16 protein-coding genes and 1 pseudogene are annotated in these 15,361 nt (G+C 38.7%); 4 read left to right on the forward strand and 13 right to left on the reverse strand.

Annotated elements, in window-relative coordinates; genetic code table 11:
• The first annotated feature begins 34 nt into the window (after positions 1-34).
• Positions 35-526 carry a MarR family winged helix-turn-helix transcriptional regulator gene (locus tag LG336_RS17460; protein ID WP_404328757.1) on the forward strand — a complete coding sequence of 164 codons (492 nt, stop codon included), beginning with the start codon at positions 35-37 and terminating at the stop codon, positions 524-526.
• Positions 527-561: 35 nt separating this feature from the next.
• A complete protein-coding gene (locus tag LG336_RS17465; protein ID WP_404328758.1) occupies positions 562-1,398 on the forward strand; it encodes a hypothetical protein in 837 nt (278 codons plus the stop codon).
• 104 nt (positions 1,399-1,502) lie between these two features.
• Here LG336_RS17465 and LG336_RS17470 read toward each other — a convergent pair whose 3' ends face one another.
• Both LG336_RS17470 and LG336_RS17475 read right to left on the reverse strand, forming a co-directional pair.
• The gene (locus LG336_RS17470; protein WP_404328759.1) at positions 1,503-2,048 is read right to left on the reverse strand and encodes a substrate-binding domain-containing protein; all 546 of its coding nucleotides are present in this window, start codon (positions 2,046-2,048) and stop codon (positions 1,503-1,505) included.
• Positions 2,049-2,056: 8 nt separating this feature from the next.
• Complete coding sequence (locus LG336_RS17475) at positions 2,057-2,620, reverse strand: hypothetical protein (RefSeq protein ID WP_404328760.1); 564 nt, start codon at positions 2,618-2,620, stop codon at positions 2,057-2,059.
• Positions 2,621-2,836: 216 nt separating this feature from the next.
• Between LG336_RS17475 and LG336_RS17480 the strand changes: the two genes are divergently transcribed.
• Positions 2,837-4,510 (forward strand): transposase, encoded by a 1,674-nt coding sequence (locus LG336_RS17480; RefSeq protein ID WP_404328761.1) that lies wholly within the window; start codon positions 2,837-2,839, stop codon positions 4,508-4,510.
• Positions 4,511-5,337: 827 nt separating this feature from the next.
• Here LG336_RS17480 and LG336_RS17485 read toward each other — a convergent pair.
• From LG336_RS17485 to LG336_RS17495, 3 genes are all read right to left on the reverse strand, one after another.
• Positions 5,338-5,529, reverse strand: coding sequence for a hypothetical protein (locus LG336_RS17485; RefSeq protein ID WP_404328762.1), 192 nt, complete (start codon positions 5,527-5,529; stop codon positions 5,338-5,340).
• Positions 5,530-5,618: 89 nt separating this feature from the next.
• Positions 5,619-5,834, reverse strand: a complete 216-nt coding sequence (locus tag LG336_RS17490) for a DUF2187 family protein (protein WP_404328763.1) — start codon at positions 5,832-5,834, stop codon at positions 5,619-5,621.
• Between the two features lie 100 nt (positions 5,835-5,934).
• A complete protein-coding gene (locus LG336_RS17495; RefSeq protein ID WP_404328764.1) occupies positions 5,935-7,380 on the reverse strand; it encodes a DEAD/DEAH box helicase in 1,446 nt (481 codons plus the stop codon).
• 342 nt (positions 7,381-7,722) lie between these two features.
• On the opposite strand from LG336_RS17495, the gene LG336_RS17500 reads away from it, so the two are divergent.
• Complete coding sequence (locus tag LG336_RS17500; protein WP_404328765.1) at positions 7,723-8,175, forward strand: S1 domain-containing RNA-binding protein; 453 nt, start codon at positions 7,723-7,725, stop codon at positions 8,173-8,175.
• 106 nt (positions 8,176-8,281) lie between these two features.
• Here the strand turns inward: LG336_RS17500 and LG336_RS17505 are convergent, their stop codons facing one another.
• The 8 genes and pseudogenes from LG336_RS17505 to LG336_RS17540 all read right to left on the reverse strand — a co-directional run bounded on the left by LG336_RS17505 (position 8,282) and on the right by LG336_RS17540 (position 15,347).
• On the reverse strand, positions 8,282-9,238 hold the full coding sequence (locus LG336_RS17505; RefSeq protein WP_404328766.1) for an ABC transporter permease: 957 nt from the start codon (positions 9,236-9,238) through the stop codon (positions 8,282-8,284).
• Positions 9,239-9,496: 258 nt separating this feature from the next.
• Positions 9,497-10,148 (reverse strand): annotated as a pseudogene (locus LG336_RS17510) (ABC transporter ATP-binding protein); the annotation flags it as partial.
• A 2-nt stretch (positions 10,149-10,150) separates the two neighbouring features.
• Complete coding sequence (locus tag LG336_RS17515) at positions 10,151-10,858, reverse strand: ABC transporter ATP-binding protein (RefSeq protein ID WP_404328767.1); 708 nt, start codon at positions 10,856-10,858, stop codon at positions 10,151-10,153.
• Positions 10,859-11,227, reverse strand: a complete 369-nt coding sequence (locus LG336_RS17520) for a GntR family transcriptional regulator (protein WP_404328768.1) — start codon at positions 11,225-11,227, stop codon at positions 10,859-10,861. It abuts the gene before it with no gap.
• A 3-nt stretch (positions 11,228-11,230) separates the two neighbouring features.
• Positions 11,231-12,004 (reverse strand): hypothetical protein, encoded by a 774-nt coding sequence (locus LG336_RS17525; protein ID WP_404328769.1) that lies wholly within the window; start codon positions 12,002-12,004, stop codon positions 11,231-11,233.
• A gap of 172 nt (positions 12,005-12,176) precedes the next feature.
• Entirely contained in the window at positions 12,177-13,712 is a 1,536-nt protein-coding gene (locus LG336_RS17530) for a BCCT family transporter (RefSeq protein WP_404328770.1), read from the reverse strand.
• 292 nt (positions 13,713-14,004) lie between these two features.
• A complete protein-coding gene (locus tag LG336_RS17535) occupies positions 14,005-14,733 on the reverse strand; it encodes a nucleotidyltransferase domain-containing protein (protein WP_404328771.1) in 729 nt (242 codons plus the stop codon).
• A gap of 53 nt (positions 14,734-14,786) precedes the next feature.
• Positions 14,787-15,347 carry a GNAT family N-acetyltransferase gene (locus LG336_RS17540; protein WP_404328772.1) on the reverse strand — a complete coding sequence of 187 codons (561 nt, stop codon included), beginning with the start codon at positions 15,345-15,347 and terminating at the stop codon, positions 14,787-14,789.
• Positions 15,348-15,361 lie beyond the last annotated feature (14 nt).

Consider the following 15,361-nt stretch of genomic DNA (forward strand, 5'->3'; position numbering starts at 1 on the left):
TCTACAATCGTGTTCCAAGATAGGAGAATTTAAAATGAATTTATTGCAAAAACAGAATATCCTCTTAACGGTACGTGCGTTGTATTTTTGTTTAGATGAGCATTGGGCTAAATTAGGAAGAACTTTCAACCTTACACCTGCTCAACAACATATCTTATTTTTACTATCAACAAATAATGGGACCCTTACGCCCTCACAAATTAGCCAGTTAGGATGTTGGCATTGTTCGACTGTTACTCGGTTGCTTCGCCCGCTTGAAAAAAAAGGCTACATTACCCTGTCTGTTCATCCATTAAAACCAAGATCTAAAAGGGTAACTTTGACTCATGATGGCACTGAGGCATTAAAGAGAGTTGTCGAATTTGTTAAAAAGATGGACTCTTTCCCGTTTAACCTAACCCATTTGCCTGAAAAAGAACTTATTCAATTTTTAAAGACTGGACAACAAATATTAACTGCTCACAAGGGGGTAGAATTCAAAGAGAAAGTGTTGGAAGCAAAGATGGAAGGAATGGATTATGCTTAGTCTTTTTCAAATCATTCTTTCGGAAGGAGTCTTATATGAGGCGGAGAAAAAGTTATAATAAATATCCTTACCTAATATTGCTCATTATCCATTCTTCCTTACTCATCTTTACTTTTTATAAAAATAAAAATCGCAAACAATTATTTGTTGCCTTGATATCAAATATAGGCATGGCGTACATTTTTGAGTACTTTACGTATAATTTATTTAAAGCCTACCGTTACAAGCCAGCTATGTTAAAAAATAAAAATCTAGATAGTATACTCGGAGCAGTCTTTTCACAAGCCATTTTCATTCCTTTTACCGCATTATTTATTACCAGTTTTCATTTAGGCTGGAAATTCAAATTGTTTGCTAGCATCTACTTTGCCTCGATTGAACATTTATTCGTTCGGCTGGGTATCTATACTCAATATTGGTGGAAAACAACGTATACGCTGGTTTTGTTACCTATTTATTTTTGGATTACTAGTAAATGGGATGAACACCTAAAGAAACGCACTCCAGCTATTTTATTTGTTTCTTCCTTTAATTTAATCATGGTAACCTCTGTAAATATTTTATTTCTTGAATCCTTCATGGGGAAATTGAGGTTTGGGTTTCACCGTCATACATGGTATGAACATTTTATCCTTATGCCGCTATACTCCATAATCGTTGGCTTTTTTACAGCACGAACCAAGGATGTGAAGAACAGTCTATTCGTCAATGTAAAATTTCTAGGTTACCGACTCTTATTAGATTGGCTGCTAGTAAAAGCAAAAATTTTAAAATTTAACCAAAAAAATGTTCTTAATAACCTCCCTTATCATGTATTGATGATCATGCTTTCAAATTACTATAAAAATATAGTATATAAAAAAACAGAATGATGAATAAAAAAACTCTTTCAACTAGATTAAATAATAAAACCATCCCCTTTTAAACGTTATTTTGAACCAACGGTGTAAGGGGATGATTAATGAGTTTGTACATTTTACCTCACTGGAACGTATACAGTCTGGTCGACAAGCCATTGTCCTTGTTTAGATTGCATCCATTCAATAAAAGGCTGATCATGAGGATGCTCGTGATTCGAGGTGAAGGCGTAAAAGTTATCTACAAGCGGATACGTCTCGTTTTGGATATTCTCTTTTGTAGGGAGAATCCCTTCAACCGCAATGTTTTTAATTTTCCCGTTATCGACCATATCTTGTGAAAAATGCCTGAAAGAAAAACCAATCGCATTTTTTCTATTTTGGTAATTAGTTTTTTCACGAATAATCCCACCCATCGCTGAAACGATATCCTCTGACGGTGGTTCCATTAAGGGAACCCCATCCATTACATTCATTAGAGCCGATTGGCTACCGCTTCCTTCAGGCCGTTGAAACGCACGAATTTTTTCATTATTTCCGCCAACTTCCTGCCAATTCGTGATTTTACCAGAGTAAATACCTTGGAGCTGCCCAATCGATAATTCTTCAACCGGGTTATCTTTATGTACAAAGAATACAAAAGCCTCTCTACCAATCGGTGTCAACGTTAAGTCTATTCCTTTTCTGGGTATACCGCCTGAACAAAGGCAGCATAAATAGGATATAAAGCCGTTGCGCCATCTAATGTTGGGAGATCGCCCTTAATTTTAAAAGTAGATTCCCCCTTTAACTTCACTGATTTTGTATCTTCAGCAAATGGCATATATTCGGTCAGATCAACATCCTGAGTACTGACCACCTCGAGACTAGTAAGATAGGTTTGATAGCCCTCATGCACAAACAAGGTTACTGCACTTACTGAAAGAAAAACCATCGCGATAATCTTCGGTACTCTATTCTTTATCTTTCCATAGATTGCTAGAATCGTGATAATAATTAGACCAATTGTAATAATCGGGATAAATGCGCCATAAAAGGCCGCATCTCGTGAAAATGATAAAATGATAGTCGTAATAAAGCCAACAAAACCTAATGCTATTACAGTAACCAGTTCTACTTTGAAGTACGAAATACGAATTAACATTGCTTTTCGTATAGTAATTCGCAATAGAATTAAAAAGCAATTTGGCAAGTAAATCAGCAAAGAAAAATGCTTGGAGACATATATATGCTCCAAGCATTTTTTATCCCAAGATAAGCCCGGTTCAGCGATTTCCAAATCTTCAAGAATTGCCAGGTGATAAGCTACTAAAATAAGGGGAGAAATGAGACCGTCGATTAACTAAAAAAATCTCCTTCTTCACAAACTTTTTCAAAATCCTTTAATTTACTCATCACCTCATTCCATATGTACGGTAAAATTTAGATATATCTTATGTATGGAGTGATCGTGATGGCGCACATTCAATATAAAACATTTGGTCAGTTAACCTTTTCAGATTATGAAGTCTTCTCTTCAGTTCCTCCACATCCTTTCTGGAGCAGAGTCGAACAAGTGGTTGACTTTTCCTTTGCAGATCAACTCTGTGCACCCTTGTATTCCCCCCAAGGACAACGTCCTTATGCTCCTTCCTTAAAATTAAAGATTCATTTTGCGCAACGCTATCACAATTACTCTGATCGTGAAATGGAAGAGGCCATACTTTATCATCTCCATTTAAAACGTTTTTTGGGAGTACCTGTATCTTTTAACGGATTCGATCATAGTACTTTAGGACTCGACCGAGATCGTATGGGTTCTGCCATTTTTGATGCCTGTCATCACCATGTTCTTTCCCAAGCTTTGGCCAAAGGGCTATGGGGGAAAGAAAATGATCGCTGGCTTATTGATTCCTTCCATACGTATGCGAACATTGCGAAGGTGGGGGCTTACCGTTTAATCCAACAAGGAATCCTTCAACTTGTTCAACACATCAAACGTACATATCCGAAATTGTATACCTCACTTTTACAAGACTGTGCGCTCAACAGCTTTCTGAAACGACTCTCCGAGCGAACTCCTGAAAAGGATCGATTGGTCTTATTTAGCCGCCTGGTGGTGGAAGCCTATAGTCTGTTACATTGGCTAGAAAGCGAAAAGGTAAAACCTTTATTCTGGACATGGGGGAATGCAAAACAGCAGCTTCGTTGTTTGGAGCTTCAAGCCATCCTCTATCAAATTTTACAAGAGAACACCAAACCGATTGATCCAGATAAGCCCGAAGGTGCCGAACAGGAACCACTTCAATACCAAGAATTATCCAAAAAAGAAAAACCACAAGATCGGATCCGAAGTGCCTATGATCCAGATGTCCGGAGTGGATACAAATCAAGATCCTTGAAATTTACCGGAGATAAAGTCCAAGTCATAGAGTCAAGAGAGAACGGATTAATCTTGAATACTGAACCCATTCCAGGGAACGAGTGGGATGGAGAACGTCTTGCCCCGATGGTGGAGGAAGTGATCGATTATCACGGGATAGTACCAAAACAACTTATCGGTGATACGTCCTATGGCACAGGTGAAAATCGTCAGAAAATACAAGAGATGCAGATTTTACTGACCGCTCCTATACAAAAATATACAAACCCAACGGGTTTGTTAGAAAGCGATTGGTTTGTTTATGATGCAAAATTGGACGAGGTCACCTGTCCTCAAGGGTACTCGACTTCTATAAAAGTGCGAAATAACCCTAGTCAAGGCCATCAATTCAAATTCGAAGAGAAAACTTGTCAAACTTGCCCACTATTTGAACAATGTACGACCAATAAAAAAGGTCGAACCGTCTTTATCAGTGATTTTTATGAAATCATGGAACAAGGAAAATCCTATAATCTAACCGAAGCTGGAAAGAGTGCATTAAGGGCTCGATACGATGTGGAAAGAACGAATCATGAAGCTGCCAACCATCATGGACTCAGGAAACCAAGAACAAGAGGGCGAGAATCATTAAGGATCACGTCCAAATTAACGGCGATGGTGATCAATGTGAAAATTATGGTAAAGAAAATAGCTGAACCCATCCAGCCCATTTATCGTTACAAAAAATACGAAAAACGGGCGAAGGCCTCCGTCTGCCCAAATTAGGAAAATCAGGACAAGTAGAAGGCCTTTGAAAGGAATAATACATAAAAATCAATGAAAGTTTGTGAAAAAATCCATTGAAATTCACAAAGTATGTGAAATAAGGGTTAGAAGCGATATAAACTACAACTTAATCGACGGTCTCAAGATTCCCCCTATTTACTCGAAAAACATGAAAATGGACCATTTTACTTTGCCTTAACGGGAAAAACTCCCCTTATTTAAACATTCAGAGGTTACTCAATTAAGGATAAGAAAGAATGTCTGCTTCATTTATCTGCCTCTCAGACATCAACACCCACCCCCTGTTAGTTAAATATCATTATTAAATATCATTTGTAGCACACCAATTGGTCTAACAATTAGCATGCGAATTTTCATGCCGACAAAAACTTATGACACCATGTTAAAAGGGGTTCGAAATTCAAGGCGGATTTACCGTTTAATTTATTAAACCCCATATATATCAACAAAAAAGAAGCAGTCTAATTCAGTTGAAAATAGGACTACTAATTGGTATGCTAATTTAGTTTTTGTATTCGAAATCCGAACCCTTTGCTATTACAGTAAGTATTGCAACAAAATGTTTCATTATTGCCTCCTAAATTTTTATGATTATGTGTATGTTGATGCTTAGGATTGTTCTCTTTATTTTATCACGAATTCCATTACTGCTTATTTTCTATTATACTACTATTCAAAATCTTATACCGAATTAGAAAAGCTCGGGCGCCCTGTTCAGCGGCGTATGGACTGTAGATAGATGGTGACAACGCATACAAATATCGACACTCTGGAACTTTTATAATTCCTCAACCACAAAAAAAAACTTACCCTTTGGGTAAGTCGAGTGCTTGATAGGCCGTTTGATATTTGCCGCCATCAGCTACTTCTGAATGATATAAAGCTTTGAGAGCAAAGTTTTTCTCGAGTTCGTGTTCTTGCATTAAATCTTTTAAATGGATCTGTAGTTCTCTATTTTCTTTAACCAGCTGTTTCATTTGCGTCTTTAAGTATTTCACTAATAATCTAACCCCTTTTTCTGAACCTCCTAAGAAAACCTGACCCCTTAGCGTTCTCCGCATATAAAGGTCAGGCCAATTGAGATTCTTTATTTTACAATTTTATAATTTTTATGGTTGACCACGGTTTTAATTGGTTCGTTCTTTTTGGGGTTAATCCCAATTTCAGCAATCACAGAGTTATCCCTTATCGCTACGACCTTCCCCTTTTTTCCCTTTTCCTCACCTTTAGCAATTTGAATCATGTCACCTAAAGTTGCTTTAATTATCTCTTCTACTGGCTTTTCAGTTTTTCCCTCTGCCATGTCATTTCCCCCTTTTTGTAAGTGCGAACTTCTTTTACTATCGTTTTCTTAGTATTACACTGTTGACTTTACCCATACGATGGAAATAATTAACCTTTCATTATTTGATTGCCTTACTTACCCTTAACTTTTTCCCTTTTACCGGAGTAGTCTCCATCGCTTGCAACACTAAAGAACCCTTGCCATTTAAAATATCTACGTAAGTCATTTGGTCTTGGATGGTAATAATTCCAATATCCTCTGCATTTACGCCAGGGATTTTCGCAATCGTCCCAACAAAATCAACAGCCCGAAGCTTCTTTTTCTTTCCACCACTAAAATGTAACTTCATAATCCCTTGATTGACTCGAGCTGTTTTATTATTATGAACGACTCGGCGACCACCCATTTTCTCTTCAAACTCAGCTCTACTTTCAACCACCTCTGACAGTTTAGGAATTTCCATCGTAGGTAGTTCAAAACCAATATATTTTTCAATACTTTTAATGAATTTCCCCTCATATGGAGTCGCAAAGGTTATGGCTTTGCCTTTGTTCCCCGCTCTTCCAGTCCGTCCAGTGCGGTGAACATAGCTCTCTTTTTCCATTGGGACATCATAGTTGATGACAAGCGTAACATTATCCACATCTATCCCCCTTGCAGCAACATCGGTCGCAATAAGATAACGGAAGTTCCCCATTTTAAAGCCGTTCATCACCGCAAAACGGTCTTCTTGCTCTAATCCTCCATGGAGTCTTTCGCATGAATACCCGGAGGAATCCAAGTCAGTGAACACCGCATCAACATGTTCCTTAGTCCTACAAAAGATGAGACAGCTATCAGGGTTTTCAACAACCGTGACATCTTTCAGTAAGGCCATTTTCGCCTCTTCTTTTATCTCAATCAAAAAGTGTTCAATTGTATCGGTTGTCACTCCAGTGGAGGCAATTTCGATATGGTTTGGTTCATGCATATATTTATGACAAAGTGTTTCAACATCTTCAGGCAAGGTTGCGGAAAAAACCATTGTGACTCTGTTTTCTGGAAGTTCTTCAATAATGGCTTCTACCTCATCGATAAAGCCCATATTTAACATCTCATCAGCTTCATCAATGATCAAATACTTTATTTTCTCTAAGGTAAGAGTGCCCCGTTCAATATGATCCTTCACGCGACCTGGTGTACCAACAACAACATGTGTTTTTTGCTGTAATTCCTCTTTTTGTTTCGCAAAAGGTTCTTTCCCATAAACCGCCATCGCTTTTAAGCGTTTAAATCTTCCTATATTCGTGATATCCTCGCGAACTTGAGCGGCAAGTTCACGGGTCGGAGTAAGAATTAAAGCCTGTGGCTTTTTTTCCTCCCAATCAACCATTTCACATAAAGGGATCCCATATGCCGCTGTTTTCCCACTGCCTGTTTGTGATTTTACGACAAGATCTTTTTCTTCCAACGCCAAAGGAATCACTTCCCTTTGAACCTCTGTTGGTGATTCATACTTTAATAAAGCAAGTGCTTTCTTTATCTCATCACTTAAATGATAACGCTCAAAACTTTTTTCACTCATGCAAAAACCTCATTTATTTGGATTATCGGACTTATGTATATAATTCTCATTGTTTAAAATCATATTCTCCATCTGATGACTACGGTTCATTATACTTGAAATAACAAACAAAGCGACTTTAATTGTAAAAATAAACTGGATTTATCATTTACAGAAAAGAAATACAACAAGAATTAAAGTCGTTAAAACCGTTAAATAGCAGCTATTTGGACCGTCTTATATAAGAAGCGAATAAACAGTCACATAATCGGAAAAAATAGGTGAAAAATAGTACGAGGTAATTTCTCTATAATTTGTTATAATAGAGTGTGTTTAACAATTTTGAGGGGGAACCATATTTCTATGTCAGTCGAAGTAGGTAGCAAAGTACAGGGTAAAGTAACAGGTATCACTAATTTTGGAGCTTTCGTTGAATTGCCTGGAGGCTCAACAGGTCTTGTGCATATCAGTGAGGTTGCAGACAGCTATGTTAAAGATGTAAACGACCATCTTAAAATTGGCGACCAAATTGAGGTAAAAGTACTGAGTGAAAAGGACGGGAAAGTTGCTTTATCCATTAAAAAGGCGATTGATCGCCCTGAAGGCCAAGCATCTTCTTCTTATTCACAGCGCCCTCCACGTCAGGGTCGCGGTGATAACCGTTCAAAAGATTTTCGTTCAAAAGGTGCTTTTAAACCAAAGGAAACCTTTGAAGATAAAATGGCAAAGTTCTTAAAATCAAGTGAAGAAAATTTAACTTCTCTTAAGCGTAGCACCGAAACAAAACGTGGCGGTCGCGGCGGAAGACGTGGATAACCACGACGGTAGTATGCGCGCCACTGAGTGCCTGTACAGTCCAACAAAAAAGCAAACCAGTAACCACTGGTTTGCTTTTTTATATTTAACGCGCCATCTTTTAAGATTATGCTGCTACGTCCCTCTTAGCGAATACGAAAAATGCCAAGAGCTGAAACAACGCAAAGTAAAGGAGAAGCATGGTTACCGAAAAGGTCAGGGTCATCCCTTCAACCGGGGGTATCCCATCAAAATAAACGGCCAAATTCGTGTTGGCAAAGAGGATGTATTTTGCCCATTCGTATCTAGCTGCAAGTAACATTGTAATCGTCCCGCCCATGAACATAAGAAACAAGGACAATCCAATTGCGAGTGAGCTATTCCGGAATACAGCTGAAATCATGAATGCCATTGTGGCAAGCATGAGTACGTCAATCGAAGTAAGTAAGTATTCACCGATTAGATTGAGGAAAAGACTCCTTTCGACTACTTCTCCATTGACGACGGCTAAATGCGGTAGTGCCTCCTTTGGTGTACCAAATAAAGCAAGGCCAACTGCCGCTGATACTACATAGAGAACCGTTAACATCATAACACCAAATAATACGACTGTAATATATTTGGACAACAAGATTTTCGACCTATGAATCGGTCTGATTAGAAGCAATTTAATCGTACCCCATGAGAATTCAGAAGAAACCATTCCTGCCGCGATAATAATCGTAAATACTCCAATAAAACCGATAGCACCCATGTTTTCACCAATAAAAGACCAGACATTATAACCTGTTTCAGGTGCGAGGTCATTTTCAATCTGATATTCTTTAATCGCAATCTGCCTTTCATAGAACATTTTCAGATTTGCATTGTTCTGCCCTGTCTCTTGCAATGCTGCCCGGTCACCCTCCAATTGAGTTGTTAGTTCTTGTTTCCAATTCGGATTTTCCAGTGGAGGATTTTGTATTTCATCATATTTTAAAAATGCTCCTACACCGAGAACCATCAAGATAACAATACCAAACATTACCAATGTCCCCGCTCTCTGGAACAATTTCACCCATTCATTGATAACTAATTTCCCCATGATTTCCCTCCTATTTCGACGTCACTTCAAGGAATCTGTCTTCTAGAGTTCTCGCCACCGTTTTGACCCCATATATATCTACCCCTGCAGCCGTAAGTTTTTTTATCAAACCAGGTATTTTCTCTCTAGCCGTTTCTACAGTAAACCCGGCATCGCCAATCGTTGCGTCCCATTCACTCTTTAGCCAAGTAGTTTCTTGTTCGTGGAGATCGCCAGTTTCAAATGCGAACAACGCGGATTCTCGCTCTACGAATTCATTTACGGTCTGAACATCAATTAACTCTCCGTTCTGGATAATGGCAATCCTGTCACACATCAGTTCCATTTCTGAAAGCAAATGGCTAGAAACAATCACGCTCATGCCCCGTTCTCGGGTCAGCATCCTTAAATGGTCCCTAATTTCTCTAATTCCTGCTGGATCGAGGCCATTTGTGGGCTCGTCAAGGATTAATAGTTTCGGATCATGTAATAGACACTGAGCGAGACCTAACCGTTGTCGCATCCCCAATGAGTATGTTTTCACTTTCTCGTGAATCCTGTCTGTAAGTCCCACAAGTTTTACAACTTCGGCTATTTTTTCTTTTGATATCCCGTTATGCATTCGTGCATATTGCATTAAATTCTGATAACCTGTTAAAAATTTATACATTTCCGGATTTTCAACAATGGCCCCAATATGACGAATTGCTCCGGTAAAATCATCTTTAATGCTCTTGCCACAAATGACGATATCCCCTTCACTAATGTCCATCAACCCAACAATCATTCGAATCGTCGTTGTTTTCCCCGCACCATTCGGTCCAAGAAAACCAAATACCTCTCCTTCATGAACTGAGAAGCTAAGCCCATTTATGATGGTTTTTCTATTGATTGTTTTCTTAACATTTTTAAGAGTTAGTACAGAATTCATTCTCATCCCTCCCCTTGTTCTATTGAAATTTGTTTGAACCATTGCAGAATAGATAATCCCTGCTCCTCACGTAACGTCTCAACCGATTCTTGACCGATTACATTCCCATAATGAATGGCAATCGCTTCATCAAGTAAGGATTCAATTTCCGTGATTTCGTGGGTCGCTATAATAAGAACCTGGTTTTCAAAATCAATGTACTTCAATAAACTATTCACAATTGAATCTCGAACCATTGGGTCCAGTCCAGAAAATGGTTCATCAAGCAAAATCGCATCAGTTTCACGTGCCAATGTTGTCACAAGCTTCAGCCTACCGCGATTCCCCTTTGATAACGATCTCACCTTTTGGGAAGGATCAAGCTTTAATTCCCCCAAAAGTTCTCTAGCCTTTTCCATGTTAAAATCTGCAAACTGACTTTCCATATAGTCCACCGTTTCCCCAACAGTGTAAACATCATAGAACATATCGAGCTCTGTCAAATAAGCTACCTGTTCACTAGATTTCCTCGTGACAGGATGCCCGTCAAGCGTCACCGTTCCTTCATTCGGAAAAACAAGCCCCGTCAATAGCTTTAACATTGTCGACTTTCCACTCCCATTTGGGCCCAGTAGTCCGTATATTCGCCCTTTCTCAAACGAAAGATTGATATTTTTTAAAGCAATCTTTTTCCCGAAGGATTTACTGACATTCTTCAGTACTAATGCCATTTATTGTTCCTCCCCAAGATATTGTTGAAGAAGTCGGACTAATTGTTTTTTATCTACGCCGATTTCCTCCATCTTTTGTATGAATGATTTTATAATTACATCTTGCATATTGCGTCCCAACTCCTCCGTAAGATCTTTATTATCAGATACAAACGTCCCTTGGCCTCTTCTCGTCTCTACAATGCTTAGCCTTTCAAGTTCTGCATAAGTTCGCTGCACTGTATTGGGATTTACCCCCATTTGTACAGCCATCTCTCTTACCGATGGAAGCTTGTCACCAGGCTGTCGTTTTCTCTGAACAATTTCACTGGTGATTTTGTCAACAATTTGCATATATATTGGTTTTGATGCCTGGAAATCTCCCCCCATCTCCTACACCTCCACTTTTCGTTCAAGAAGTTTAGCAGCGGCGGTGATAAGGATGATGATCAACAGCGCATAGTAGAAAAGCGGAATCACCGGTATTGCAGTAGAATCAAGAATGACGCTCCATTGTTCATCTTTATAGGAAAGCGCTGCTTCAGAAATCACATTAAAGTTAAACTTGGTAATAAAATTCCTTATTGGCCCAAGAGTTAAAAGATAGCTCTCGATTGTGTTATAGACAATAACAATCCCAATCACAATGAACCAGCGTACAGTTTTCACAAGATTTTTCAGCGAATGAAAGACTGTCCATAGGAATGTAAGCCACGTAGCCAGATAAAGACCAACCACCAGTAAGAGAGCATTTAAAACCACCGCTGCTTCTAAAAATAACCGAAACCCTATAGGCTCATAAACTTCCCTACCAAACAAAAAGAGACTATAAGCTGCAAATATACTTAATAGAACTTGTAAAACAAGCTGGTAGCAAAAAATCACACCATACTTAGAAAGAATAAGCTCTATTCCCCGCCTGGGTGTGTACAGCCATAACTGTGTTTTTGCCTCCAAATTTAGCAGTGTCAACATGAGCACTGGTGCAAAAGCAAAATGAGCGAAACCTGTTAAAACTAAAACTGGCAATGTCCCCGCTGGTTGTGATGTATAGACGGATAAACCAATACCTCCTGCCAGCGCTAGCACCAACACGCCTGCCCAAATTAAAAAGGATTGTCTCGAGATGCGATAGTCCTTTATTAACAAACCTTTCATTGGATTCATTTATATCCCTCGCTAACTGTATTATTGTACTAATCAAATAGTACACTAATACAATAAGACTGTCAAACCCATTTTTATTCCGTTATTAAAGGTTAAGTTTGATCTCTCGTACCTAAGTAAAAAAAAGTACCTACCCAAATATGGGAGGTACTCCTTTCAGTAATAAATGAAATCAAGCTTTATTATCTTTTATCTCAGGCTCCTTTTTACGTTTTGGTTTGAAATATAAACCGAGATCCTTCTTCTCTTTGGTTAACGAGCGGTAAAGAGAAACCATCATCAATACCATGATAAATGAAAATGGAAGAGCAGCGGCAATCAATGCATTCTGAAGAGCCTGCAATCCGCCACTATATAAAAGGATTAACGCAACAGCTGACTGTGCAATGCCCCAAGTGAATTTTACTCGATTTGGTGGTGTCAAAGAGCCATGAGTGGTTTGCATCCCAAGTACAAAGGTCGCTGAATCAGCTGAAGTAATGAAAAACGTACTTACAAGTACAATAGCTACAATCGATAATAGTGTCGACCATGGAAGTTGGCTAAAGACAGCAAATAATACTTCTTCTGTTGCAAATTGAGTTAAATCAACCACTCCGGCATTCTGAACTGCAATCGCAGAGTTTCCAAACACCGCAAACCAGAAGAAGCTAACCAAGGCTGGGAGCAACAGTACCCCAATTAAAAACTCGCGGATTGTTCTTCCTCTTGATACACGAGCAATAAAAATACCAACGAAAGGGGACCAAGATATCCACCATGCCCAATAGAAAATCGTCCAGCCATTAATCCAGCTACGATGTTCCTCATTCAATGGCGCAATACGAAAGCTCATCTGAATGATATTTTGTATATATCCTCCGATTGAATCGGTAAACATATTGAGAATCAAAATGGTAGGTCCTACGAAAAACATTAGAATTAGGAGTATTACCGCTAAAAACAGATTTGCATTACTTAATATCCTAATTCCTTTTCCTAATCCAGTTGATGCGGAAATCATAAATAATACAGTTACAACCGCTATGATAATAAATTGCATTAAGAAATTGTTTGGTATCCCCCATAAATACGATAATCCTCCATTAATTTGCGCTGCACCAAAACCTAAAGTGGTTGCGACCCCAATAACGGTAGCAAAAACAGCTAGTACGTCCACAACAGTTCCTAGCCATCCATTCATACTTTTCCCTAAAACAGGTTTTAAGGTAGCAGAAATGAGCCCCGGCTCACCTTTGCGAAATTGAAAGTACGCTAATGAAAGGGCTACTAATGCGTAAATCGCCCATGCATGGATTCCCCAATGGAAAAACGTGTATCGCATCGCCTCTTTATGTGCGGCATTCGTAGCTCCCTCCGCTAATGGAGGTGATATAAAGTGGGAAAGTGGCTCTGCAGCTCCCCAAAATACAAGTCCAATTCCCATTCCAGCACTAAACAACATCGAAAACCAAGAAGCTTTCGTAAACTCAGGTTGCTCATCCGGTTTTCCTAATTTTATTGCTCCAACAGGACTGAAAATAAGAAAAATACAAAATACAACAATGATTGTGACTAAAATTAAATAATACCAACCAAAGGCTGAGGTTAAGAACGCTTGCAGATTTCCTGTTGCTTCCTCAAAACTATCCGGCGCGGAAGCACCAAATATGACGGCTGCGAGCACAATCGCAACGGATATCCAAAAAACATTTGAAATATTCTTCATAGAATGTTCCTTTCTTCGTACATATGTATAATTACTTTCTATCCAAGACCTTACCAAGACAGACCTTTCCAACTCTAACAGAATTCATGTTTATTTTGCAATTGAAAACCCAAAATTATGTCAGTGGACTGTAAATTTTCCAAAAGGCATATAGCAATGTACATTTCGACTTAAGAAAAAAGGCAGAGCAAACACCTTGGCCATAGGTTTTCTACATTAAAATTCTGGATAGATTTTATTTAAAAAACTGTATTTTCTCAAAAAAAATTCCTACTAAAAAATAGTAGGTCATCTATTGTTGCCATTTCTCTTTTTTCTTCCCTATGGAAAATCCCTCAAAAAGTCTGCCTCCATAGGGTTTCAACGTATCCTCCACAAACTGGATGATTGGATGTTTATCGCCTTCCCGATAAAAAAGATCCAATGCCTCGACAAATGCATCCGCGAGTTTCTCATCATATCGCTTTAATAAGCGTACATTCCATTTGGAAGTCCCAATCCACTTTCGATTAGTCCTCAAAATGAATTCACTCAGCAAATCTGCTAAAGCATTAGCAATAAATAGTTCCTCAGCTCTTTGCGAACAACCAATAAAGTCGTCTAAAGTATCCGTAATGAAATATCGCTTCATTCTAATGGTTTCCTCCGACCACTCCTCTGGACCTTTATCTAAAAGCTCTTGCGCCTCTTTCTTAATACCTTCAATGAAACCACCCTCTTTTAAAATGATTCCTTCTGAAACCATTTGTGGCAACGAAGGTCGTGCTCTTTCACAATCACTCTTAAAAAAGGACTTATATGATATCAAGTTGTGGACAAAAATTTCTACCGGCCACCCGAACTCCTTAAGGGATTCCCGATAAGAAGCTTCAAGTTGGCTATCAAAAATGACTATATCTAAATCGGACGTTTTTGTTGCTTCATTTCGGACCACACTGCCTGCCAGTAAAGCACCTTGACAGGTAGGAAAGTGTTTCTCAACAATTTTTCTTGCTACTTCAAGTGGATCGTTTCTCTTCAAGCCTCATCCCCCTTTATATAATTACTAGTGAACCCATTTCCAGAATCATTCATTTACATTATTTTTGCATAAACACAAGTGTCCCTTAATTCACTTTTATCCACAGACCAATCGTCATTTTTTAAAATTCCTTCCAAGGTAAAACCTAATCTTTCCGGGATAGCACGGCTTTTTTGGTTCTTTACATCACATCGTATTTCCACTCTCCTCGCTTTTAACTCGCGAAAGGCAAAATCGGTAATTCCGCTTACTGCTTCCGTCATGTAGCCCTTCCCACCAAATCGACTATCAATCCAGTAGCCTATTTCAAATTTCGGTACGGACCAATCGATTCGATGCAATCCAGTGGAAGCAACAAGTTCTCCAGTTTCTTTAAGAAAAACTAGTAATCTCAAATCCTCTCGCTTTAAGAATTTTATATATGCCTCTCTTATATTTAATTCAACATCTTGAACGGATTGTTCGTTTTGAGCAAATGGCATCCAGGGTTTAAGCTCTTGGATGGATGCGTTTATCGCTTCAAAAACAGCTTGTCCATCCCCAGGCTTAGGCATGCGAATCACCAAGCGTTCAGTTGAGAATTCTTCTGGAAAATCAATCATTAATGGATTCATTCCTATCCCTCCAA

It is taken from the genome of Mesobacillus maritimus, from assembly GCF_044803185.1.
Classification (GTDB): domain Bacteria; phylum Bacillota; class Bacilli; order Bacillales; family Cytobacillaceae; genus Mesobacillus_B; species Mesobacillus_B maritimus_B.

What these genes read in the sequence shown, in the direction of transcription:
- LG336_RS17495 (WP_404328764.1), bottom strand. Translation starts at nt 7,380, where the DNA reads ATGAGTGAAAAAAGTTTTGAGCGTTATCATTTAAGTGATGAGATAAAG.
- LG336_RS17460 (WP_404328757.1), top strand. Translation starts at nt 35, where the DNA reads ATGAATTTATTGCAAAAACAGAATATCCTCTTAACGGTACGTGCGTTG.
- LG336_RS17505 (WP_404328766.1), bottom strand. Translation starts at nt 9,238, where the DNA reads ATGGGGAAATTAGTTATCAATGAATGGGTGAAATTGTTCCAGAGAGCG.
- LG336_RS17465 (WP_404328758.1), top strand. Translation starts at nt 562, where the DNA reads ATGAGGCGGAGAAAAAGTTATAATAAATATCCTTACCTAATATTGCTC.
- LG336_RS17480 (WP_404328761.1), top strand. Translation starts at nt 2,837, where the DNA reads ATGGCGCACATTCAATATAAAACATTTGGTCAGTTAACCTTTTCAGAT.
- LG336_RS17515 (WP_404328767.1), bottom strand. Translation starts at nt 10,858, where the DNA reads ATGGCATTAGTACTGAAGAATGTCAGTAAATCCTTCGGGAAAAAGATT.
- LG336_RS17525 (WP_404328769.1), bottom strand. Translation starts at nt 12,004, where the DNA reads ATGAATCCAATGAAAGGTTTGTTAATAAAGGACTATCGCATCTCGAGA.
- LG336_RS17520 (WP_404328768.1), bottom strand. Translation starts at nt 11,227, where the DNA reads ATGGGGGGAGATTTCCAGGCATCAAAACCAATATATATGCAAATTGTT.
- LG336_RS17530 (WP_404328770.1), bottom strand. Translation starts at nt 13,712, where the DNA reads ATGAAGAATATTTCAAATGTTTTTTGGATATCCGTTGCGATTGTGCTC.
- LG336_RS17490 (WP_404328763.1), bottom strand. Translation starts at nt 5,834, where the DNA reads ATGGCAGAGGGAAAAACTGAAAAGCCAGTAGAAGAGATAATTAAAGCA.
- LG336_RS17540 (WP_404328772.1), bottom strand. Translation starts at nt 15,347, where the DNA reads ATGAATCCATTAATGATTGATTTTCCAGAAGAATTCTCAACTGAACGC.
- LG336_RS17500 (WP_404328765.1), top strand. Translation starts at nt 7,723, where the DNA reads ATGTCAGTCGAAGTAGGTAGCAAAGTACAGGGTAAAGTAACAGGTATC.